Origin of the sequence: Bartonella sp. A05 (genome assembly GCF_026930145.1) — a bacterium.
Taxonomy (GTDB): Bacteria; Pseudomonadota; Alphaproteobacteria; order Rhizobiales; family Rhizobiaceae; genus Bartonella.
Genome location: NZ_JANHOJ010000002.1, coordinates 225540 through 248418, shown reverse-complemented (window position 1 = coordinate 248418; position 22879 = coordinate 225540). Strand labels below are relative to the sequence as shown.

18 protein-coding genes are annotated in these 22879 nt (G+C 36.6%); 7 read left to right on the top strand and 11 right to left on the bottom strand.

Annotated elements, in window-relative coordinates:
* The first annotated feature begins 189 nt into the window (after positions 1-189).
* Positions 190-1473: an RsmB/NOP family class I SAM-dependent RNA methyltransferase gene (locus NPX98_RS03440; RefSeq protein ID WP_269022672.1), complete on the top strand. Its 1284-nt coding sequence runs from the start codon at positions 190-192 to the stop codon at positions 1471-1473.
* Between the two features lie 134 nt (positions 1474-1607).
* Positions 1608-3164: a glutamine-hydrolyzing GMP synthase gene (gene guaA / locus NPX98_RS03435; RefSeq protein WP_269022671.1), complete on the top strand. Its 1557-nt coding sequence runs from the start codon at positions 1608-1610 to the stop codon at positions 3162-3164.
* 368 nt (positions 3165-3532) lie between these two features.
* Here the strand turns inward: guaA and NPX98_RS03430 are convergent, their stop codons facing one another.
* The gene (locus NPX98_RS03430) at positions 3533-5494 is read right to left on the bottom strand and encodes a UvrD-helicase domain-containing protein (protein WP_269022669.1); all 1962 of its coding nucleotides are present in this window, start codon (positions 5492-5494) and stop codon (positions 3533-3535) included.
* On the bottom strand, positions 5479-7659 hold the full coding sequence (locus NPX98_RS03425; protein ID WP_269022668.1) for an AAA family ATPase: 2181 nt from the start codon (positions 7657-7659) through the stop codon (positions 5479-5481). The genes NPX98_RS03430 and NPX98_RS03425 overlap by 16 nt, the downstream gene beginning before the upstream one ends.
* A 593-nt stretch (positions 7660-8252) precedes the next feature.
* Here NPX98_RS03425 and NPX98_RS03420 point away from each other — a divergent pair.
* On the top strand, positions 8253-8975 hold the full coding sequence (locus NPX98_RS03420; protein ID WP_269022667.1) for a glycerophosphodiester phosphodiesterase: 723 nt from the start codon (positions 8253-8255) through the stop codon (positions 8973-8975).
* Between the two features lie 187 nt (positions 8976-9162).
* On the opposite strand, the gene NPX98_RS03415 is transcribed toward NPX98_RS03420, so the two are convergent.
* The 7 genes from NPX98_RS03415 to NPX98_RS03385 all read right to left on the bottom strand — a co-directional run bounded on the left by NPX98_RS03415 (position 9163) and on the right by NPX98_RS03385 (position 16330).
* On the bottom strand, positions 9163-10200 hold the full coding sequence (locus NPX98_RS03415) for a sn-glycerol-3-phosphate import ATP-binding protein UgpC (protein ID WP_269022666.1): 1038 nt from the start codon (positions 10198-10200) through the stop codon (positions 9163-9165).
* Between the two features lie 2 nt (positions 10201-10202).
* On the bottom strand, positions 10203-11054 hold the full coding sequence (gene ugpE / locus NPX98_RS03410; RefSeq protein ID WP_269022665.1) for a sn-glycerol-3-phosphate ABC transporter permease UgpE: 852 nt from the start codon (positions 11052-11054) through the stop codon (positions 10203-10205).
* 9 nt (positions 11055-11063) lie between these two features.
* Positions 11064-11948 (bottom strand): sn-glycerol-3-phosphate ABC transporter permease UgpA, encoded by an 885-nt coding sequence (ugpA, locus tag NPX98_RS03405; protein WP_269022664.1) that lies wholly within the window; start codon positions 11946-11948, stop codon positions 11064-11066.
* 82 nt (positions 11949-12030) lie between these two features.
* Positions 12031-13356, bottom strand: coding sequence for a sn-glycerol-3-phosphate ABC transporter substrate-binding protein UgpB (gene ugpB, locus NPX98_RS03400; RefSeq protein ID WP_269022663.1), 1326 nt, complete (start codon positions 13354-13356; stop codon positions 12031-12033).
* A 388-nt stretch (positions 13357-13744) separates the two neighbouring features.
* Positions 13745-14683: a metal ABC transporter solute-binding protein, Zn/Mn family gene (locus tag NPX98_RS03395; protein ID WP_269022662.1), complete on the bottom strand. Its 939-nt coding sequence runs from the start codon at positions 14681-14683 to the stop codon at positions 13745-13747.
* Positions 14684-14692: 9 nt separating this feature from the next.
* Positions 14693-15565, bottom strand: coding sequence for a metal ABC transporter permease (locus NPX98_RS03390; RefSeq protein ID WP_269022661.1), 873 nt, complete (start codon positions 15563-15565; stop codon positions 14693-14695).
* A gap of 3 nt (positions 15566-15568) precedes the next feature.
* The gene (locus NPX98_RS03385) at positions 15569-16330 is read right to left on the bottom strand and encodes an ABC transporter ATP-binding protein (protein WP_269022659.1); all 762 of its coding nucleotides are present in this window, start codon (positions 16328-16330) and stop codon (positions 15569-15571) included.
* Positions 16331-16876: 546 nt separating this feature from the next.
* Between NPX98_RS03385 and nrdH the strand changes: the two genes are divergently transcribed.
* The 4 genes from nrdH (at position 16877) to nrdF (ending at position 20876) form a co-directional block, all read left to right on the top strand.
* A complete protein-coding gene (gene nrdH, locus NPX98_RS03380) occupies positions 16877-17101 on the top strand; it encodes a glutaredoxin-like protein NrdH (protein ID WP_269022658.1) in 225 nt (74 codons plus the stop codon).
* Between the two features lie 20 nt (positions 17102-17121).
* Complete coding sequence (nrdI, locus tag NPX98_RS03375) at positions 17122-17535, top strand: class Ib ribonucleoside-diphosphate reductase assembly flavoprotein NrdI (protein WP_269022657.1); 414 nt, start codon at positions 17122-17124, stop codon at positions 17533-17535.
* 250 nt (positions 17536-17785) lie between these two features.
* Positions 17786-19867: a class 1b ribonucleoside-diphosphate reductase subunit alpha gene (nrdE, locus tag NPX98_RS03370; RefSeq protein WP_442864456.1), complete on the top strand. Its 2082-nt coding sequence runs from the start codon at positions 17786-17788 to the stop codon at positions 19865-19867.
* Between the two features lie 34 nt (positions 19868-19901).
* Positions 19902-20876, top strand: a complete 975-nt coding sequence (gene nrdF / locus NPX98_RS03365; RefSeq protein ID WP_269022653.1) for a class 1b ribonucleoside-diphosphate reductase subunit beta — start codon at positions 19902-19904, stop codon at positions 20874-20876.
* On the opposite strand, the gene prmC is transcribed toward nrdF, so the two are convergent.
* Entirely contained in the window at positions 20873-21739 is an 867-nt protein-coding gene (gene prmC, locus NPX98_RS03360; protein ID WP_269022652.1) for a peptide chain release factor N(5)-glutamine methyltransferase, read from the bottom strand. The genes nrdF and prmC overlap by 4 nt on opposite strands.
* Positions 21736-22815 (bottom strand): peptide chain release factor 1, encoded by a 1080-nt coding sequence (gene prfA / locus NPX98_RS03355; protein ID WP_269022651.1) that lies wholly within the window; start codon positions 22813-22815, stop codon positions 21736-21738. Before prfA ends, prmC begins: the two co-directional genes overlap by 4 nt.
* Between the last annotated feature and the right edge of the window lie 64 nt (positions 22816-22879).

The window sequence follows — 22879 nt, the reverse complement described above, 5'->3', positions numbered from 1 at the left end:
CAGCGACAGATTATAGAGATAATGGTTCATAGTGTTCAATTATAAAACATTCTCAATTACAGCATTCGAATTATTTTGTTTTTAATATTTGAAATATCTTTAAAATGATCGTTTGCAGTGAAAAAAGTAATTTTTGCTTGTCTGGTAAATTATTCAGAATCTTATAGACAAATTGAATAGGAGAAATAGATGCAATTGGGTGGGCGTTTGCGGGCGGCAGTAGATGTTCTAGAAGAGATAGAGGTACGACATCGTCCTGCAAGCGAAGCTTTGAAAGATTGGGGAATTTCCCATCGTTTTGCTGGATCGCATGATCGTGCAGCTATTGGTACAATCGTTTATGACGCTTTAAGGCGACGCTATTCATTGCAATGGCGTATGGATAGTGGTGATAGTCGGGATATTGTTTTTGGCACTTTATTAGATTTTGGAGCGATGACAATTGAACAGATTGATCGTGCTTTAGAAGGAGATCGATTTGCTTTACCGTTATTAGGGGCTAAGCAGCGACAATCATGGCAACACCGTCAGTTAGAGGATGCACCAGATTATATTCGTGCTGATATTCCTCAATGGTGTGAAGCTCATCTACAGCCTTTATTTGTTGACAATTGGGTTGTTGAAGCTGCTGCTTTAGCAACACGTCCTCCTTTAGATTTACGTGTGAACAGTTTGAAGGCAACACCAGAGAAGGTGCTCAAGGTACTAGCAAAACACAATGTTGAGTCTTTTTCATGGTTTCAACAAGCATTAAGGATCGCACCGATTGAAAAGCTTGATCGTCATCCCAATGTTCAGGTTGAGCTTTCTTTTCAAAAGGGGCATTTTGAAATACAGGATTTGGGGTCTCAAATTGTTTCTCATCTTGTAGAAGCAAAAGCAGGTATGCAGTTATTGGATTATTGTGCAGGCGCTGGCGGAAAAACATTGGCTTTAGCTGCTCAGATGGACAATCGGGGGCAAATTTATGCTTATGATGCGGATAAAGCCCGTTTGGCTCCTATTTTGGATCGTCTTCGGCGGGCTGGTGTTCGGAATACACAGCCGCGATTGCATGAAGAATTAAAACCGTTAGTCGGTCAGATGGATATCGTTTTATTGGATTCACCATGTAGTGGGACAGGAACCTGGCGTCGTCGCCCAGATGCGAAATGGCGTTTGACACGAGAACAGGTGAAGCGCCGTCAAGCAGAGCAAAGTGATATTTTAAATAAGGCATTGGTTTATCTTAAACCGGGTGGGCGTTTAGTCTATATTACATGTTCTCTTTTTCATGATGAGAATGAAGAGCAAATGTTGCGTTTTCTTCAACAACATTCCAATTTCTATCCAGTAAATATGTACGCACTTTGGCAGCGACATTTTAGTCTTTCGACTGTACAGCCTACCTTTTCAAATTATGGGTTGACTCTATCACCGGCAACAACAAAGACAGATGGTTTCTTTTTAGCGATTCTGCAAAAGAAGCATTGATGCACATTTTTATGCTTTTTATCTCGTAATTTTATGAGAATAACATTTTTTTATGCTTATAGGCTTGTGAAAAAATAATGATTGAATAATAAACCTTATTAGATATTGGCTACGCAATTATTGATTGGTTTTCTATGAGCACATTGCATTCAGACACTGTTCTTATCATTGATTTTGGTTCACAAGTGACACAGCTTATCGCGCGTCGTGTACGCGCAATGGGTGTTTATTCCGAAATAGTTCCTTTTCAATTGGCTTTAGAGGGGATGAAGCGCGTTCAGCCTAAAGCGATTATTTTATCAGGCAGCCCTTATTCAACGGTTGATGAGGGGTCTCCACGTATTCCGATGGACATTTTTGAAGTGGGTCTTCCTATTCTTGGCATTTGTTACGGCGAACAAGTGATGTGTGTTCAACTTGGTGGAAAAGTTGAGGCCGGGCATGAGCGTGAATTTGGACGCGCTTTTTTGGATGTCAAAGAAGAGAGTGCTCTTTTTGATGGTGTTTGGGAAAAGGGATCGCGCTATCCGGTATGGATGAGCCATGGCGATCGTGTAACGGCTTTGCCAGAAGGTTTCCAGGTTATCGGAACATCACAAGGTGCTCCTTATGCTGCGATCGCTGATAAGAAACGGCGTTTTTATGCCGTTCAATTTCATCCTGAAGTAGTTCATACACCTGATGGTGAACAACTTTTGCAAAATTTTGTTTATAAAATTTCTGGCATTAAAGGCAATTGGACAATGGCTGCTTATCGGGATCAGGCTATTGCAGAAATCCGCAAGAAGGTCGGAAAAAGTCGTGTGATTTGCGGTCTTTCTGGGGGGGTTGATTCATCGGTTGTGGCGATATTATTGCACGAAGCAATTGGCGATCAACTGACATGCGTTTTGGTCGATCATGGATTAATGCGTAAGAATGAAGCTGAAGAAGTTGTTACATTATTTCGCGATCATTATGATATAGAGCTTATTCACGTGAATGCTGCTGATCTGTTTATTAATGCGTTGGAAGGTGAAACGGACCCAGAGAAAAAACGCAAAACGATTGGTCGCCTTTTTATTGAGGTTTTTGAAGAGGAAACCAAAAAGATTGGTGGTGTAGAATTTTTAGCGCAAGGAACGCTTTATCCAGATGTTATTGAAAGTGTTTCAGCTATTGGGGCAGCGGTCACAATTAAAAGCCATCATAATGTGGGTGGATTGCCGGAACGGATGAATTTAAAACTGATAGAGCCATTGCGTGAATTGTTTAAGGATGATGTCCGCGCTTTGGGAAGAGAATTAGGATTACCTGAGCAGTTTATTGGCCGCCATCCTTTCCCAGGACCGGGCCTTGCTATTCGGTGTCCGGGTGCTGTTACGCGTGAAAAATTAGCAATCTTGCGTGAAGCGGATGCTATTTACCTTGATGAAATTCGTAAAGCTGGCCTTTATGACAAAATTTGGCAGGCTTTTGCTGTTCTTCTTCCTGTTCAGACGGTTGGTGTTATGGGCGATGGGCGTACGTATGAATTTGTCTGTGCTCTCCGTGCTGTAACTTCTGTAGATGGTATGACGGCTGATTTTTATCCCTATGATATGGAATTTTTGGGCAAGGCAGCCGCACGTATTATTAATGAGGTGAGGGGGATCAATCGTGTTGTTTACGATATCACTTCAAAGCCTCCCGGCACCATTGAATGGGAATAAGAATTTAGCTTTTATTAACTTCTGATAAGTCTCGTTAACTCGGTTATATTAATAGATTAACTGGATTTTTTTAATAAACAAAAATCGATAATGAACTATTCATTTATGCCGAAAGGAATATAAGCTACAAAATAACGGTAAAAGAACATTCTACTATAGTGTGTTCAACGGCTTCATTCATCTATACGAAAACAAACTGTAGATTACCAGCGGAATCACTTTTTTGGAATTTTGATATTCAAAATAAAAATATATGAGATTTTAAACGATGTCGACAAAAAACGATGGTATCCATAGGATGCTTTACTACCAAACTCAGTGATTGTCTAAACAGTTCTCTTGTTAAGATGGCAATGACATTGATTTGTTTACATGTTTTTTTCTGCTTCAGAGATTATAAAACCAATCTTCTCAAATTTCTCTTTTTGTTTTTCGATTTCGATATTATTGCCCATTTTCTTTCTCTCAAGAAGAATTATTAACTGACTTCTTGCCCTTGAACACCCTACATAGAATAATTTATAAGCCTGAAATATGCTTTCTAATGGCTTTGTTGTAAAGCATGACTTTGAATTATCAACATTTGGTTTCTTTAAAAAAGAATCGTATTTTTCAGTATAAATTTTACTCCAAATATCATTTTTTCCAAATATATTTTGATATTCTTTTGCTTTTTCAACTAATAGATCTTTGTGTTTAGCAAACGATTCTTTTTTTAAATCTGTTACCTTACAGTTGAATTTTTTTTCTAACTCTTTGATTGCAATAAAGTAAGGAGAATATAATTTTTGAAAATGTTTTAATGATAAATTAATTTCGCTCCAAAATTTTAAAAAGTCATACATGTTCACAGATAGATTCGCGTTATCGTCAGCAACAAAAATAACATTATTGTGACTTTCACCCTTAACGCCATGCTGAGTTGATACTTTTGGATTGTTTAAATAGTCATTCAACAAAATAACTTTACTAATAGAGACATTAAGAACTTTTTTATATTCGTTTTCTTCTTTTATTTTCTCAATATAGTCTTTTCTGATGATAGAGTTTACACACAATATATTAAGTAATTGGTCAATAGAACCTTTTGATTTTAAAATAGAAAAAGCTTTTTCTAAACGTTCACGCAATTTTAGTTTATCTGTATGTTTTTTTATATTCCAAGCTTCAGGATCAAAAATTTTATGGTATTTTTTCATTTTTTGAATAATAAAACCATAATGTTTTTTATCGTAGTTATCAGAGAGATTTACTATTAAAAATAGTAATTTCATAAGTATATCTGGATTATCTGTATAATGTGATGTTAATACATCTACAACACTGTTCTTTTTCCCAAATTTATAATTTTCCATGTTGGTAAAAGCACTGAAAAGATCTTCTGTTCCAATTTTACTAAATCTTTCTCTATTCAATAAATATAATACAAGAAAATCTTCCCCCGTTTTTTGTAGTTCTTCTCTTTTTGTGTTAACATCATCACAAATAATCACTTTGGGCTGAATATCTTGTGTTATATCTTTTTTATTTTCCGGTGTTTTTTGTTCATTATCAGTATCATTACATATGTTGTTCAGTAATTTAATAATGGTCGTTGAAGAACGAAAATTGGTTTTTAATTGCAGACTTCTATTAAAATATTTTAATTTGTTCTCGAAAGAGCCATCGTAGTTGTTATAAATTTGCTGCATTCTATCGCCAAATAAATAAAGATTGGTATTAGAATTTTGGACACAATCATAAAACAGACGGAGTACATCAGCGCTAGTATCTTGATATTCATCAATAAAAATTAATTGGTATTTTGATGCAATTCGTTTTCGTATAATCGGAAATTTGTCTATAATCACTTTTGAAAAACGGATTAAGCTATCATGTGATAATCCACCATTGAAAAGAGAGTTGAAGGATGATTCATTGTAATATAGCTTAGTTAAATTCTGTCGAATTTTTTCAGGAGTAAGTTCTTTATCGCTAAGTTTCTCTATATATTTGTTCCTACTTTCGATTATGTTAGGATCGTGACTATCAATTCTTCTTTGAATTTCCTCTGCATATTGGTCACAATACAAGTCCAATACTTCTTTAGAGCTAAAATGTGGGGATATAAATTTATTCAAAAATGAATGAATAGTACTAATAAAAACATTTTTGGAAGAAATATCTTTTAATAGCTCATCAGCTGCACGGTTAGTGTAGGTGATACATAGAATATTATCTTTTGGATGAACACTAGTGTGCTCTTTGATCATTGCTTTTATTTTTGTCGTTTTGCCACTTCCTGCTGGAGCATTCACTAAAAAGCACTCTTTTTTTACTTGGCAAGCCATTCTAATGCCTCCTCAATATAGTTTGGAAGCATATTTTCAATACTATCTTTATGTTTAGGTTCCAATTGAGAATTCAATAAAACAGAATACATAAAATCTGTTTTCTTAAATGATTGACTATTAACTATATCTCTAATACTCAATTGTTTTTTCTGTGGGATTGAAAATTTAAACTTGTTCTTTTCTTTAATTTTTTTCCATTCATCTTTGTTTTTCATGTCATAAACATTAATCGTTGATTTATGAGTCTGCTCATATAATTTAGCCAATATAGTTTCTTCTAATGTTCTGGAATAATGATCTTTTTCTCCCTGGAAAGCTAAGTAAGTTAAATCATCAATAATGATTCTCTTCTGATTTTGTTCAGCAGACTTTTTTTGCCAATCATATAGCTCAGAAATTGTTAATTCTTTTTTTTCTAAATGTTGTTTTGCAAAAAAATTAATTGTTGCATTTGTAGTTTTAGATTTTTTAATTGTATCTAAATCATTAGCACATTTTTCATAGTCAATGTCAGTTATGATGGCCGTTTTTATTTTTAAAAACTCTATTAAGTTTTTATAACTATGTGCGTATGCGCCACCAACTTGAACAAAACTAATGTACTGTTGCCTTAATGACTTAAACTTTTCAAGTAATAATAAACGATTTATAAACATTCGTTCTGTATCGCCTTCATACATTAGAATTTTGTCAGCAAAAATCATATCGGGGAAATTGATAGTGAAAAAGAAATTATAAAATGCAATTAAATTTTTAGCGTCTTTTTCATCTATCTGCGAGGAAAGTGAAGTACAGAATTTTTTTAAATCAAAAAAGTTACAGCTAAATTTATCTTTTTGACGCAAAACTCTTAATTTGGATATTTCCGTTGCACCCCGGACTACTTCAGTTGAGTGAGTAGTAATAATGTACTGGATTTTTTGTGTGCCACAATACATGCGTAGATAATCTGTAAAGACATTTTGCATTTGAGGATGCATATGTGCTTCAGGCTCTTCAATCATGAAAAAATTTACTTTTAGAGGATCAATTGATTTCTTATATTTTTCAATTTGTAAAATAATATAAATAAGATTACTGTATCCTAATCCCTGCGATGATTCATCTAATTGACAATCATTTAGTTTATATTGAGCGTGAATAATATTTTTAATAAAGCCTCTTATAGCGTTTTCAGAAATGTCTGTTTCTAAAGATAATTCACCAGTATGACCACCATTAGTTTCTGATATTGTATTTATTGCTTCTTTCAATAAGTTTAAAGAAGTTTCTTGAATGATGTCTTCAATTTTAGTTTCTTGAAGGGATTCAAATATTTTATCTGCCAGTTTAGGCGTTTTTTGATCCCATTTATTATCTTCACTGGCAATAGCAATCATATTTTTGCTAAGTGTTTTATTTTTATCTGTATTTGAATCGTCTAATATACGATTAGCAAATATGTTGCAGTAATTAAATAGTCTTTGAAAGTCTGGTGAGTTGGGGTTTTGATTATCGTTGTTGAGGTTTTTGTTATAGCTACCATCAGAATAATATGTTTTTTCTTTTAAGGAAATTGAAAAAATCCATGATAAAAATTTATTAAGTGCATTCTTTCCATCATTTTTATTTTTATAGTATGTGAACTTAGAAAGTAACTTAGTATATTGTTTTTCTAAATTTTTATTGAACAACGTTTCATCAATAGAACATTCGTAGATGAAGAAAAAACTGCGCTTATTTGAATCAAGATCCATCAAATAATCTGAAAAATTGCGAATATCATCAGAATCTTCATAATCAACTTGAATCTTAACGCATATAGAAGGAGGTATAGAATTTTTAGTATCTGTTTTTGGAAAAATATGCTTACCAATTATAGTTAGATTCTCTTGTTTAATTTGATGTTTTTCTTTTTCAGTTAAATTTTCTTCTTTATTATCTGTGATATCCAACTCGTCCCAAATCGATGAAAATATGTGATTATGCCAGTCTGTGCGTTCACGAATAGAAAAGTCGTCATAACTCATGTTCTTTTTGCCAAAAAGAATATCAAATAATTCAACTAAGGATGTTTTACCGCAATTATTCGCTCCAGCGATAAAGGTAATATTATCATCCATACTGAGTTCAATATCTTTTAATCGTCGATAACCTAAAATATGTATTTTTTTTATTTTCATTAAGGCATTCCATTAGGCTTCAAGAACATAGAAATTTAGATAATCAAAAAATGGCCACATTCAGCGGCTATGTCTGAAGCTAAATTGATAAATTTTAAAAATTGATTTGCTGTACTATTTTATATCTCTTTGATATTTTTAGATGCAAGCTTTTTTACAAGAAAAGCTAATATTTTAGCTTGCGTGTGAGCTATTTTTTCTAGAAATCTTTTTTCTAATCGGGCTTAATTATTTGATAAATATGAGCATATCTTAGGGTTTTTCTCATTGTTTTAAATTCAAGATGTATTGTTTAGCCATTATGGTTAGTTTGATTACGGAAGTTTTTACGGTATAAATTCTTTTCAAAGAATAACTTTTTGATTCATAAATAAAAATTGTTGTATGCAATAATTGAGTGGTAGACTAAAATTAAGTGCAAGCGTTTTAAAATATAGCTGTGTTTGGGATTTGAGCTTCAAAAGAATTGTAAGAAGAGCATTTGTACAAATGTACAAATAGGATTGTTATGGATTTTCAGTGGGATTCTAAAACAAGTCATTTTACACTTGTTATAATTGATATAATTTGGCCTTTGGAAATAAGGAATATACATGCCTAAGCAAAAAATTGTTGCTCATCGTGGTGGGGCTAGTCTGCGTGCTGAAAATACGCTTTCGGCGTTTCGCAATGCAATTGCTTTGGGAGTTGATGAAATCGAATGTGATGTTCATCTCCTTAAAAGTGGTGAAGTTGTTGTTTTTCATGATTTTGGTCTTGAGCAATTGGTTGGGCAAAAAGGATATATTCATGATATCGATAATGAAACGCGCAAACAACTCCGCGTAAAAGGGAGCACAGAAGCGCCTCCTTTATTAGAAGAAGTTCTTGATCTTTTAGCGCCAACCAATGTTGATCTTCATCTTGAAATTAAAACCTGTGGTGAGGTTGAGCGCGAACTCATATTATCTCAAAAAGCTCTTGAGCTCATCAATAGTCGGGATTTCGCAAAACGCGTTTCTGCAATTAGCTTTGATGCAACTTGTCTTCGCCCCTTTATTGAAGCAGGAATACCTTCTGGTCCCTGTGTGGATAGCTTTGAAGATGACATATCTCATCGTTTATCCGAATGGAAAAAATTAGGGTATTCTGATTTGAGTTTGTATGGCTCTATTGCACCGACAAACTTCATTGAAGCTGCACTTGATGCGGGTTTTACTGTCGGTGTGTGGACCATAAATGGGGCGGCACGTTTATCGCATTGGCTTGATATGCCCGTCCATTATATTACCACAGATCAACCTGATCTTGCTTTACAATTACGTTCACAAAGATAAGAGCACTATCGATTTATATAGATAAGATTGCATAGTTAAACAAAGGCAATATTCAGTAAGAAGACAAAATTACAAGTCTGAAAACTGTACAATAAGTTACATCTTTCCGCTGATTTTCTCAGTGGAGAACAATGAGGGTATATTAACTTGAATTTTAATGTTTCCAGTTTACGCACTTTTTGATTGGCTATGTGCGTTTCCCCGTTGTTTTGTTAAAAGTATGAAAACTCTGATAATCGACTGTGAAGATTAATTCTGGCCCATAGTCGTTTGTAAGGCGTTCTTTTACTTCAATGGTGAAAATAACATCATTCCATCGTGTTAAAACGTGGCATCCTGTTCCTATAGGCTTAATGAGTTCAATTTGCGTATGAAAAACAGGGCCTTTATCGGGATATTCACCCAATAAGACTGCTTCTGGTCTAAATGCCAAAAGATCCGTTTCAGCGCTATAAGCAAGAGAATTACTTAAATGTTGTTCTAATATCTGGCGATCAAGAAAATTAATAGAGGGCGAACCAATGAAGTCGGCAACAAAGGTTGTTGCTGGGTAATCATAAATGTCCATTGGAGTACCAATCTGTTCGATACATCCTTTATTCATGACGACTATTCTGTCAGCTAGTGTCATAGCTTCTAGTTGATCATGTGTAACATAAATGCTGGTTGTTCCTAATGAGCGCTGTAGTTTTTTGATCTCAATACACATTTGAGCACGCAATTTTGCATCAAGATTTGAAAGTGGTTCATCAAAAAGAAAAACACGTGGTTGGCGCACGATAACACGCCCCATTGCAACTCGCTGGCGCTGTCCTCCCGACAATTGCCGCGGTTTACGGTCAAGAAAAGGCTCTATTTCCAAAAGTTTTGCAGCATGTGCGATACGCTTATTAATTTCATCTTTGGGGGTTTTACGATTTTTAAGGCCGTATTCCAAATTTCCACGAACTGTCATATGCGGATAAAGCGCGTAATTTTGGAAAACCATGGCAATGTCGCGATCTGCTGGTTCACGATTATTGATGCACTCATTATCAAGAGAGAGTTCACCTGAAGTGACTTGCTCGAGTCCAGCGATGATACGTAATAATGTTGATTTTCCACATCCCGAAGGACCGACAAGAACAAGAAGCTCCTTATCGGCAACAGTTAAATTCAGATCTTCAAGAATCACAACGCCATTGTCATATTGTTTTTTTATATTTGATAACTGGATTGTAGCCACGGTTATTTCTCCGCTTCGATGAGGCCTTTGACAAAAAGCCGTTGCATGCAAATGACGATTAGAACGGGTGGTAGCATGGCAACAACTGAGACTGCCATTAGAATATTCCATTGAGGTTCATGTTGAAGTGATTCAACTATAAGTTGTTTTAAGATTACGAGAATAGTTTGATGATTTTGATCTGTTGTTACAATGAGAGGCCAGAGATATTGTATCCATCCATAAATGAACATAATAATAAATAAGGCGGCAATATTGCTTTTACTCAGAGGCAGAAGAATATCTTTAAAAAACTTAAATGGTCCTGCTCCATCAACGCGTGCTGCTTCTAAGAGTTCATCAGGTACAGTTAGAAAAAATTGACGAAATAAAAATGTAGCGGTTGCTGATGCAATTAATGGGATAATCATTCCACCATAGCTGTTTATCATTCCCAAATGTGCAACGACTGTATATGTCGGTATGATGCGAACTTCAATGGGCAGCATCATTGTGACAAAGATAAGCGCAAAAGCAGTTTTGCGAAAAGGAAAGCGCATATAGACGATTGCATAAGCAGAAAAGAGAGAAATAATAATTTTTCCAATACTAATACCAATAGCCATAATAAATGAATTCATTAAGAGCGGCCAAAGACGTGGAAGGCCAAGTTGTACAAGACCATCACCAAAGATTGTTTGATAGTTTTCTAAACCATATTTTCCAGGGAGGAGAGGAATGATCCCTGAGCTAAATTCAGATGAGCTATGGGTTGAGGCAATAATAGCAACGTAAACCGGAAAACAGATAATGATAATACCGACAATCAAAATGAAATGGGTTAGAAACTTCAAAAAGGGACGGTTTTCAACCATGATCCTCTCCTAATATTGTACACGGCGTTCAATCCAGCGAAATTGGATAAATGTTAAAACAATAACCATCAGCATTAATATGACTGATTGTGCTGCTGATGCACCGATTATTTGATTTTTAAAGCCATCTTCATACACTTTGTAGACGAGTGTATTTGTTGCACGTGCTGGTCCCCCAGAGGTTATGTTATCAATGATACCAAATGTATCAAAAATGACATAATGAATATTTACGATAAGAAGGAAAAAAGTTGTCGGTGAAATTTGCGGAAAAACAATGGTCCAAAATCGTTTAAAAGGGCTTGCACCATCGATTGCTGCTGCCTCTATTTGAGAGCGCGGAACAGATTGAAGACCCGCAAGAAAAAAAAGAAAATTATATGAAATTTGTTTCCAGCTGGCAGCAATTACAATAAGAATCATTGCTTGAGTCCCACTGACACGATGGTTCCATATAACACCTGTTTTTTCAAGGAGAAAAGGAAAGATACCAATGGTAGGATGGAAAATAAACAACCATAATACTCCGGCCAATACAGGAGCAACTGCATAAGGCCAAAGCAAAAGGATTGTATAAGCTTTTTTCGCGCGGATGATACGATCAACAGAAACAGCTAAAAGAAGCGCTAATGCCATTGAAACAGCAGTAACGGAAACAGAAAATATTATAGTTGTAAGAAGTGACTCTATATAAGTTGGATCAGATAAAACAGTTACATAATTTTCAAAGCCAGTAAAGGTTGTCGTAAAGCCAAAAGAGTCTTCACGTTCAAAAGATGATTTGACTGCTTGAATAGCGGGCCAAAGGAAAAACAAAAAAGTTATGGCGAGTTGAGGGAAAAGCAGCAGGTAAGGGAGAGTGCTATTCTCAAAGTATGCATGTTTTTTTTGCATTTGTTAGGCTATTTAGTAGGAGTCTTGAATGATGGTTGGAAGAACTTGAAAAAATCAACAGATAATAATCACGAAGTCTTACTTACTGATTAGCTTTTTCAAATTCACGTAAGAGTTTATTCCCACGTTTAACTGTTGCATCCAATCCATCTTGGGGTGTTTTAGAACCATTGAGAACGGCTTCTAATTCTTGATCAAGAATGGAACGAATTTGCGGTAAGGTACCAAATCTTATACCTTTTGAATAAACTGTTGGTGAGTTGAGATTGATCTGTTTAATAGCAATGTCTGCTCCTAAGTTTTTATCATAGAAATGTTGTTCTTTGCTTAGCTCGTAGGCCGCTTTTGTTATAGGAAGATAGCCTGTTGTCTGATGCCATTTGGCTTGATTTTCTGGTTGTGAGAGAAATTTAAGGAAAGCTGCTGCACCTGCGTATTCTTTGGGCGTATGACCTCTTAAAGCCCAAATAGAGGCACCACCAATAATTGAATTTTGCGGTGCACCCTTTTCATCAGCATAGTAGGGCAGCATGCCAAAACCCACTTCAAATTTGGCTTCTGACACAATTCCAGTAAGCGACCCTGAAGATTGCATAAATATTGCGCAGTCTTGCGCCATAAACATTGGTGTAGAATCTAATGCTCCAGCTGGGCCGCCATAGCGGAAGATACCTTGATCAGACCATTTTTTGAGATCAGTCCACATGCGGACTTGCAAAGATCCATTAAATACGAGTTCTGAATCAAGGCCACCAAAGCCATTTTCTTTGGTTCCAAAAGGAACATTATGCAATGCTGAAAAATTTTCTAGACCAATCCATTGGGAAGCATAAGCCATTGTAAAACCGCAGCTTGCTGCTTTACTGTCAATAATTTTTTTTGAAATATTTTCAATATCTTGCCATGTTTTTGGTGGTTGTTCTGGATCAAGTCCTGCTTTTTTAAAAATATCTTTATTATAATAAAGGATGGGTGTTGAAGCGTTGAATGGCATAGACAACATTCGTCCTTCAGAATCAGAATAATAGTTGCTAATAGCAGGTAAATAGTCGGTAGAGCTGAAATCTTGATTTGTATCATTCATCAGTTGGTAAATTGGGTAAACTGCACCTTTTGCAGCCATCATAGTTCCCGTGCCAATTTCATAGATTTGAGCAAGAACCGGTTGTTGTTTTCCGCGAAATGCTGCAATAAGTGAGACTATTCCTTCTTCATATGTCCCGCGAAATGAAGGAACAATTTTGTAGTCAGATTGGCTCGCATTAAAATCGCTAATGAGTTTTTCGGTTTGCTTGCCTAGATTACCACTCATAGAATGCCAAAAACTGATCTTTGTTTGTGCAAAACCCGCTGTTGTTGCGGTCATGGCAATTGTAAATGCTATCGTAGAAAGATGAAAGCAGTTCATAATTTACTCTCTTTGGATTGATGGAATGCAAGTTTATCTTGATTATCCTATTACTCATGAATATGTCATGATAGCTCTGTTTTAGAAATAATTTGGTTCATTTAAACATGAACCATGAAAAGGTCAAATAAATTTGTTTCGACTTATCAGTTTTACTGTTTTTTAGCCATTCTATGTTGATGGAAATGAATATAAACAGTGAAAAATAGAACTGAGAACATGGAAAAAAGAGAAGTTGCAAGAATTAAGATGGAAACAATGAATGTTTTTCTGATAGGTTGTACAGTATTAAATTTGTTATCTTCAGTTTTAAGTTAGTTGATGTCTTGGTGGGGTTTGTCTTATAAATTTTGAATAAAAGTGTTAAAAAAAAACGTTCGCATGTCCGTTATAATTGTGGATTTTTCTGTTCTGTTATTGCAGTGATGATGGTATTGACATTGTGTTTCATCATATCAAGATATGTTGCAGCAGAGCCATTTTTTTCTGATAATGCATCGGCATAAAGTGTGCCACTTATTTTTAAACCTGTTTCTTTTGAAATTTGCTTGATAAGACGAGGATTAGAGATATTTTCAATGAACAGTGCGGATACTTTATTGTTTTTAATTTGTTTTATAAGTTTTGCAACATCTGCTGCAGTGGCTTCGGATTCTGTAGAAACACTTTCAGGTGCAAGGATGGTGAAACCATATTCGTGGGCAAAATATCCGAAAGCATCATGAGATGTGATAAGAATACGCTTATCTTTTGGAATGGTAGCAATCTGTGTTGCAATGGTTGTTTGCATTGCATTTAGCTTTTGAATGTAGTTATGAGCGTTTTTGTTATAGCTTTCGCAAGATTGTTGGTCGATCTGACATAAAGCCGTAGCAATATTTTTGACATAAATTGCAACATTAGGGATAGCGTGCCAAGCATGGGGATCGACACTGCTATGAGAATGGTATTTGGCGCTCTGTTTTTGGTTTTTTATTTTGAGGGGAGAAATATTTGCACTAACTTCAATAAGAGGTGCTTTTGTGCCCGTTGCAGTGGCTAGCCGATTCATAAAACCTTCTAAATGAAGCCCATTAATGAAAATAATATGGGCATTTTTAAGCGTTTTAGCATCACGGGGCGTAGGTTCATAAATATGTGTGCTTGCATTGGGGCCAACCAAAGTGGTTATAGAGATATGATCTTTTCCTACATTTTGCACCAAGTCTGCGAGAATTGAAAAGCTTACGACGGTTTTGATTTTTTGATGTGCGGTGGCAGAAAATGGAAAAAGGGGCAGAAGGAGGAGAGAGCCAAGGAGAATAAGTTGTTTCACACATTTATACATATTATTGTTTTACGATGAGGGAGAAATACAAAAAAAGCGAGGAAACCGAGCTGCAATAAGCCCACGTGGGCTTGTCAAACAAGAGAGAAGATAGATAAATCCTGCAACGATAATGATAGCAGGGCCAGAAGGAAGGGACATATGAAAAGAAAGCAGTAGGCCAAATACGCTGGAAATGATTCCAAAGATGATGGATAATATACAAATAAAGCCTAGATTTGAGAACCAAAAACGGGCAGCGATGGCTGGAATCATCATAATGCCAACCGATAGCAAAGTTCCCAGTGATTGAAAACCGCCAACCAGATTTAATACCGTGAGTCCAAGCAGTAAGATATGGATATATTTCCCTAAGGGTGAAAGCGATCTAAACAGCAATGGATCAAGGCTTTCCAGAACAAGAGCACGCCAGAAAATGCACAGATTGCTCACTGTTATCAACATTATAGTGGTTGTCAACCAAAGAGCTTGTGTATCAATAGCAAGCACTGAACCAAATAAGAGCTGAAGCAGATCAATCTGTGATCCTTTATATGAAACAATGATAACACCTGTTGCTAGAGCAATAAGATAGAACACTGCCATTGATGCATCTTCTTTTTGAAAGCTATTTCGTGAAATTAAAACGGTTGCAAATACAACAAGAATTCCAGCTAAAAAACCACCAATTGTCAAAGATATAAAGGAAACGCCGCAAAAAAGAAAAGCTGTAGCAACACCCGGAAGAATGGCATGAGAGATAGCATCACCTGTTAAGCTCATTCCACGCAGCATCAAAAATACACCAATGGGGCAGGCACTTATTGCGAGCAGAACCGAACAGATTAACGCGTTTTGCATAAATTGGAAATCAATGAAGGGTGCAAGGAAAAATTCGTACACGTTTTATAATCCAACTTGTATTGGAAGACATTGCTTATGTGAGTTGATATGAGGTTTATATGAGTCGATATGGGAAAAACGAGGCATGAAAGCCGGCGTAATATGACGATCGTTGGCGTTGAGAAATAGAGTTGTTTCTCCATAAAAAGCACATTGTTTATTGATATGAATCATGTGTGGGAAATGTTCTTGGATCATGAAAAAGTCATGTAGCGCCATGACAATTGTTCGGCCTTGCTGTTGCCAATGTATGATCAGTGCGAGAAGGTCTTTCTGAGTTCTAGTATCTACACCGTTGAAAGGTTCATCGAGCAATATAATATCAGAATCCTGTACAATGATACGTGCGAAAAGTGCACGTTGTAATTGGCCACTTGATAGGGTATCAAGCGGGCAATGGACCTGCTCGGCAAGTCCTACCATTTCTAACGCATTTTGAATTTTTTTATGATAAAGGCGATGTTTTTTCCACAATCCACAGAAAGTCCATAGTCCTGTCTTGATGAGTGATTCTACATTGATCGGGAATGTTCGATCGATATTGCATTGTTGAGCAAGATAAGCGATACGATTCCCTGTCGGTTTTATGATTTTACCGCTGATAGGCTTAAGCAATCCGGCAATAGCTTTAAGCAGTGTTGATTTTCCAGAACCGTTGTTTCCAGTTATTGCAATGAGTGAGCCAGATGCTACTCTCGCTGAGAAGTTCTTTATCGCAATTCTGTTTGTGTACCCTACTGTTACATCGTCGAAATGTAAGCTCATAATATATACCATCTTCCGATTTTTCTAAAGATGTTATGTTATAATATTACATTTGTCAATAAAACGTAAAATTGTCACATATGTTTTGAGAGTTTTTCATTTCTGTGAAATGAGTGTGGAAAAAGAAAAATAATGTTGAATCTTTCTTGACGAAATGGCCTATGCGTATACTATATATAGTATCAGAATGATTGGTGCTTCTAGATAATTCGTAATATCAGAAAATATGATGTATCTTAGTTTTGATGCTAAAATCATTCCCATAATACGACAACAAGCAAGCTGTATTGGTATGGCAGAGTGGCTATAGAGCAATTTTACTGAAGTATCTGTTGTAGGGGTGGTCTTTTATTTTGTGGTCAAGTTTTCGTGAATTCAGGTCAATATTGAGTGGTCGGAATGGAGTTTTCTGTGCACATTTATTGTTTGAACGAAAATATAATTGCGCATGTTGTGCGTAAAATTGCTGATTTTTATTTTGTAAATATGAAACGTTAGAATTAATCTTCCACTGGGTTGATTTTTTGAGATATGAAAGTTTAGGATATGTCTATCACTATTTATAGTAAGCCATCGTGTGTCCAATGTAATGCGACTTACCGTGCATTTGATGCTAAAGGTGTTGATTATCGTGTTGTGGATATTTCTTGTGATGAACAAGCCTACAGTTTTGTGCAGTCTTTAGGATATCGTCAGGTTCCGGTAGTTGTTTGTGGTGAAAGCCATTGGTCAGGTTTTAGACCAGACATGATTAATGGTCTCTGTAGGTAATGTAGCGGTCGTTGTTGGCAATGGGACTTATTGTTTATTATTCTAGCGCAACGGGGAATACCGAGCATTTTGTTTCTCAGTTGAGCCAACGGCTTTTCAAAATTGATAAAAAGAAACCCTCTGCGTTAGTTTATGAACCTTACGTATTAGTTGTGCCCACTTACGCAGATGGTGAAGGCAGAATGGCTGTACCGAAAGCAGTCATTCATTTTCTTAATGAGGTAGATAATCGCAAATTCATTCGTGGCGTTATTGGTGGTGGGAATCGTAACTTTGGTTGCTATTATGGTTTGGCTAGTAAAATTATTTCTGAAAAATGTTTTATACCTTGCCTCTATCGCTTTGAAATGCGCGGAACTGATGAAGACGTCATTTGTGTTACAAAAGGATTGGAAAAATTTTGGAAACAATTAAGTATATGGAAAGTTTTATAAAATTTTAGCGAAGTTTTATATGGGGGGGAATTGCAGTTGGTCGTGAATGGAGAAAGTGCGTCCACAGAAATGAGATTAACGATGTCGTATGCACAAATATGTAGGATATTGTTTCAAACTGTGGTACCCGCAGCGAAAAAAGTTGTGATTCTCACAGAAATGTAGTGTTTAAAAAGTTGTGGGCTAGATTGTGAAGACAGAAAGTATACGAGAGCCACATCAGATTACAGATTATCATGCGCTGAATGCAATGCTTAATCTGTATGATGAAAGTGGACAGATTCAATTTGATATGGATCGCCTTGCTGCGCGGCAATATTTTCTGCAGCATGTGAACCAAAATACGGTTTTTTTTCACAATCTAAAAGAAAAAATAGATTACTTGATAGAGGAATGCTATTACGAAAAAGAACTCTTTGAGCTTTATGATTTTTCTTTCGTCAAGAAGCTTTTTAAGCGCGCTTACGCATACAAGTTTCGCTTTCCTACTTTTTTGGGTGCGTTCAAATATTACACCAGTTATACATTGAAAACTTTTGATGGAAAACGCTATCTTGAACGTTATGAAGACCGTGTTTGCCTTGTGGCTTTATACTTAGCACAAGGAGATAAGGTTCTTGCTGAGAGTCTTGTTGATGAAATTATAACAGGACGGTTTCAACCTGCAACGCCGACATTCTTGAATGCAGGAAAAAAACAACGCGGTGAATTGGTTTCATGTTTCTTATTGCGCGTTGAAGATAGTATGGAATCGATAGGTCGTTCGATTAATTCTGCTTTGCAACTTTCGAAACGTGGTGGCGGTGTAGCGCTTTGTTTGACAAATTTGCGGGAGGCAGGAGCGCCAATCAAGCGCATAGAAAACCAGTCATCTGGTGTTTTGCCTGTGATGAAGCTGTTGGAAGATTCGTTTTCTTATGCAAACCAGCTTGGCGCGCGGCAAGGCGCTGGTGCTGTTTATTTACATGCACATCATTTAGATATTATGACGTTTTTAGATACAAAGCGTGAAAATGCTGACGAAAAGATCAGAATCAAAACGCTGTCACTTGGGGTGGTTATTCCTGATATTACTTTTGAGCTTGCGCGTAATAATGAGGATATGTATCTGTTTTCGCCTTATGATATTGAGCGAGTGATGGGCAAGCCTTTTAGCGATATTTCTGTAACAGAACATTATCGGTCTTTTGTTGATAATCCAAAGATTCGCAAAAAGAAAATAAGTGCCCGTGTTTTTTTCCAAACATTAGCAGAAATTCAGTTTGAATCAGGTTATCCATACATCTTATTTGAGGATACGGCGAATCGAGCTAATCCGATAGCTGGTCGCATTAGCATGAGCAATTTGTGTTCTGAGATTTTGCAGGTCAGCGAAGCGAGTGAACTAAAAACGGATTTAACATATCGTTCAATTGGAAATGATATCTCTTGTAATCTTGGTTCAATGAATATTGCCAAGGCGATGGAAAGTAGTGATTTTGGGCAGACAGTGGAAACAGCTGTTCGTGCTCTTACTGCTGTTTCTGATATGAGTGATATTGCTTGCGTTCCCTCTATTGCCAAAGGCAATTCTGAAAGTCATGCGATTGGTTTAGGGCAAATGAATTTGCACGGTTTTTTAGCGCGTGAACAGATCTACTATGGGTCTCCAGAGGCAATTGATTTTACCAATATTTATTTTTACACAGTGGCATATCATGCATTGCGTGCTTCCAATTTGATTGCACGTGAACGTCAGAAAACGTTTGTAGGGTTTGAGAATTCCGCTTATGCAGATGGTCGTTTTTTTGAAAAATATATTGAGAAAGAATGGAAACCACAATTCGCATGTGTACAAGAGCTTTTTGCACGGAATAACATCGTTATACCGGATCAAAAAGACTGGCAAGAACTTAAGCAATCGGTTATCCAGTATGGGCTTTATAACCGCAATCTTCAAGCTGTACCACCGACTGGGTCTATTTCCTATATTAATTACGCGACCTCCTCTATTCACCCGATTGCTTCAAAGATTGAGATTCGCAAAGAAGGAAAAATTGGGCGCGTCTATTATCCCGCTCCATATATGAATAATACAAATTTGGATTTCTATCAGGATGCTTATGAAGTCGGACCTGAAAAAATTATTGATACTTATGCCGCTGCGACACAGCATGTCGATCAAGGTCTTTCCTTAACGTTGTTTTTTCCTGATACAGCTACAACACGTGATATTAACCGCGCGCAAATTTATGCTTGGAAAAAGGGCATAAAGAGTATTTACTATATACGGCTGCGGCAAATGGCGTTGAGTGGAACGGAAGTTGATGGCTGTGTTTCGTGTAGTCTTTAAGGAGACGATTAGTAGCTGGTAGGGAGAAGATTATATGACAAAGATTACAACTAAGAATCCTGTTGTGAGTGCTGTCAATTGGAATCGGTTGCATGATGAAAAAGATCTTGAAGTTTGGAATCGTTTAACTGGAAATTTTTGGTTGCCTGAAAAGGTGCCGCTTTCTAATGATATTCCTTCATGGGCAAGCTTGACGGAAGAAGAGCGACAACTGACAATTCGTGTTTTTACAGGGCTAACTCTACTGGATACGGTTCAAAATACTGTAGGGGCTATTTCACTGATGGCTGATGCAGTGACAGAGCATGAAGAGGCTGTTTTGACGAATATTGCCTTTATGGAAGCGGTGCACGCACGTTCTTATTCCTCTATTTTTTCAACATTATGTTCGACGGCAGAGGTTGATGATGCCTTTAGATGGTCGGAAGAAAATGTTCATTTGCAGAAAAAGGCGCGATTAGTTCTTGAGCGTTATGAAGCAAATGATCCACTTAAGAAAAAAGTTGCTTCAACTTTACTTGAAAGCTTTTTGTTTTATTCTGGATTTTATTTGCCCATGTATTGGTCTAGTCGTGCTAAATTGACCAATACAGCTGATTTAATTCGGCTTATTATCCGTGATGAAGCTGTACATGGTTATTATATTGGCTATAAATTTCAATTAGGATTTGCAAAACTTGATGAAGAGAACCAGAAAGAAATAAAGGATTTTGCCTTTAACCTATTGTTTGATCTTTATAACATTGAATGTAAATATACTGAAGATCTTTATGATGCTCTTAGACTGACAGAAGATGTTAAAGTTTTTCTTCATTATAATGCAAATAAAGCGTTAATGAATTTGGGTTTTGAGCCTCTTTTCCCACCGGAAGTTTGTCGGGTTAATCCTGCCATTTTGGCATCTTTGTCGCCGAGTGCTGACGAAAATCATGACTTTTTCTCAGGGTCTGGTTCATCTTATGTGATTGGTAAGGCTGTGGCAACTACGGATGACGATTGGACATTTTAATTGTTGCGTGCAAAGAGAAGTGCGCGAGGTATACCATTTAAATCTTCGCACATTTTTAAACACTTAAATCCACTTTTTTCAAACAAATTGCAAACTTCTTTTTCTTGAGAGTAACCGATCTCAACGGCTATATATCCTTCTTCTTTTAAATAGTTTGCTGATTCACAAGCGAGTTTGCGGTAGAAATCAAGACCATCTTTTCCACCAACCAGAGCGCGCAGCGGATCATGCAGGCGCACTTCTTTTGCAAGGTTTTTGATATCCTTTTCTGGAATATAGGGTGGATTAGAAATAATAAGGTCAAATTGACCTGTAACAGAAGTAAACCAATCACTGTGCAAGGGAGTAAAACGATGTGCAACATTGGCATGTGTTGCGTTTTGTGTTGCTGTATTTAGAGCATCTTCAGAAATGTCGACAGCTATTGCGTGCGTTTGAGGAATTTGTTTGAGAATTGCAATCGCAATGGCGCCGCTTCCTGTTCCCATATCAAGAAATGTTGCTTGTTTTGATTTTTCTATCTGTTTTGTGAGAATTGGTAAAACAAGATCAACGAGTGTTTCTGTATCAGGGCGTGGTTCTAGCGTATCTTGGGATAAAGCGAATGATATGCCATAAAATTCTCGCATCCCAATAATACGATAGACGGGTTCGCCAGCAACACGCCGTTTTATAACTTTTTCTAACTGTATGATTTGTTCAGCAGACAGGCAAATATCTGGCCGAAGAATTCTGTCAATTGAATTCGTTCCTGTTATCCACTCTATGAGTTGCTTTGCATCAAGATTGGCTTCAGAAATTCCTTGAGAACGCAGTTCTTCTTGTGTTTTCTGAATCATATAATTGAGAGAATAATTACTCATCCGTTATTATTGATTTCGGTAAGGAGAGTTGTTTGGTGATCGGAAATAAGAGCATTAATAAGTTCGTCAAGATCTCCTTCCATGACACGATCTAGCTTATACAAAGTGAGATTAATACGATGATCAGTAACTCGTCCTTGTGGAAAGTTATATGTGCGAATACGTTCTGAGCGATCTCCGGAGCCAATTTGCGTTTTACGGGATGTTGAGCGTTCACTTTCTGCTTTTTGCCGTTCGATATCGAATAGACGCGCGCGTAAAATTTGAAGCGCACGGGCTCGATTTTGATGTTGCGATTTTTCTGCTTGTACGACCATAATTCCTGTTGGAATATGCGTGATACGAACAGCTGAATCGGTTGTGTTTACATGCTGTCCACCTGCACCAGAAGCACGCATTGTATCGATACGAATATCTTCTGGTTTAATTTCGATGTCGATTTCTTCGGCTTCTGGAAGGACTGCAACGGTCGCAGCTGATGTATGGATACGTCCACCTGCTTCTGTTTCAGGGATACGTTGCACACGGTGGACACCTGATTCAAATTTGAGTTTAGAGAACACGCCTTTTCCTGAAATGCTCGCAATAATTTCTTTATATCCTCCAACTTCACCATCACTCAGTGAAACAATTTCAACTTTCCATTTATGAGCACTTGCATAGCGTTCATACATGCGGAAAAGATCACCAGCAAAAAGCGCTGCTTCTGATCCACCAGTTCCTGCCCGAATTTCAACGATAGCACTTTTTTCATCAGCTATATCTTTGGGTAAAAGAAGAATTTGGAGTTCTTGTTTAAGTTGTTCAATTTTTTGACATAATAACGGCAACTCTTCCTGAACAAGATTACGCATTTCTATATCTATTTGCGTGTCACTGATGATGATTTCGAGCTCTTCACTTTCTTTATAGAGTGCATTGAGTTTTCGTATAGAGGTGATGATTGGCTGCAATGCTGCATATTCAGAAGCTAGTTTGACATAAGTTTCAGCATTGGGGTTTCCAACCATTTGACTTTCAATTATTTCAAAGCGTTTTTCAAGTTGTTTTATACGATTTTGTGGTAAAGAAACCATGGCGATATCAGCCTAATTATTATAATGTTAACAACTGATGGCATTATACCATCGCATATAATAC

Bases quoted from the DNA above. Each gene is read 5' to 3' on its own strand.
- nrdI (WP_269022657.1), top strand. From the start codon at position 17,122: ATGGGACTTATTGTTTATTATTCTAGCGCAACGGGGAATACCGAGCAT.
- NPX98_RS03430 (WP_269022669.1), bottom strand. From the start codon at position 5,494: ATGGCTTGCCAAGTAAAAAAAGAGTGCTTTTTAGTGAATGCTCCAGCA.
- NPX98_RS03395 (WP_269022662.1), bottom strand. From the start codon at position 14,683: ATGTATAAATGTGTGAAACAACTTATTCTCCTTGGCTCTCTCCTCCTT.
- guaA (WP_269022671.1), top strand. From the start codon at position 1,608: ATGAGCACATTGCATTCAGACACTGTTCTTATCATTGATTTTGGTTCA.
- NPX98_RS03420 (WP_269022667.1), top strand. From the start codon at position 8,253: ATGCCTAAGCAAAAAATTGTTGCTCATCGTGGTGGGGCTAGTCTGCGT.
- nrdE (WP_442864456.1), top strand. From the start codon at position 17,786: ATGCTTAATCTGTATGATGAAAGTGGACAGATTCAATTTGATATGGAT.
- NPX98_RS03385 (WP_269022659.1), bottom strand. From the start codon at position 16,330: ATGAGCTTACATTTCGACGATGTAACAGTAGGGTACACAAACAGAATT.
- ugpA (WP_269022664.1), bottom strand. From the start codon at position 11,948: ATGCAAAAAAAACATGCATACTTTGAGAATAGCACTCTCCCTTACCTG.
- ugpB (WP_269022663.1), bottom strand. From the start codon at position 13,356: ATGAACTGCTTTCATCTTTCTACGATAGCATTTACAATTGCCATGACC.
- NPX98_RS03425 (WP_269022668.1), bottom strand. From the start codon at position 7,659: ATGAAAATAAAAAAAATACATATTTTAGGTTATCGACGATTAAAAGAT.
- nrdF (WP_269022653.1), top strand. From the start codon at position 19,902: ATGACAAAGATTACAACTAAGAATCCTGTTGTGAGTGCTGTCAATTGG.
- prfA (WP_269022651.1), bottom strand. From the start codon at position 22,815: ATGGTTTCTTTACCACAAAATCGTATAAAACAACTTGAAAAACGCTTT.
- nrdH (WP_269022658.1), top strand. From the start codon at position 16,877: ATGTCTATCACTATTTATAGTAAGCCATCGTGTGTCCAATGTAATGCG.
- NPX98_RS03440 (WP_269022672.1), top strand. From the start codon at position 190: ATGCAATTGGGTGGGCGTTTGCGGGCGGCAGTAGATGTTCTAGAAGAG.
- prmC (WP_269022652.1), bottom strand. From the start codon at position 21,739: ATGAGTAATTATTCTCTCAATTATATGATTCAGAAAACACAAGAAGAA.
- ugpE (WP_269022665.1), bottom strand. From the start codon at position 11,054: ATGGTTGAAAACCGTCCCTTTTTGAAGTTTCTAACCCATTTCATTTTG.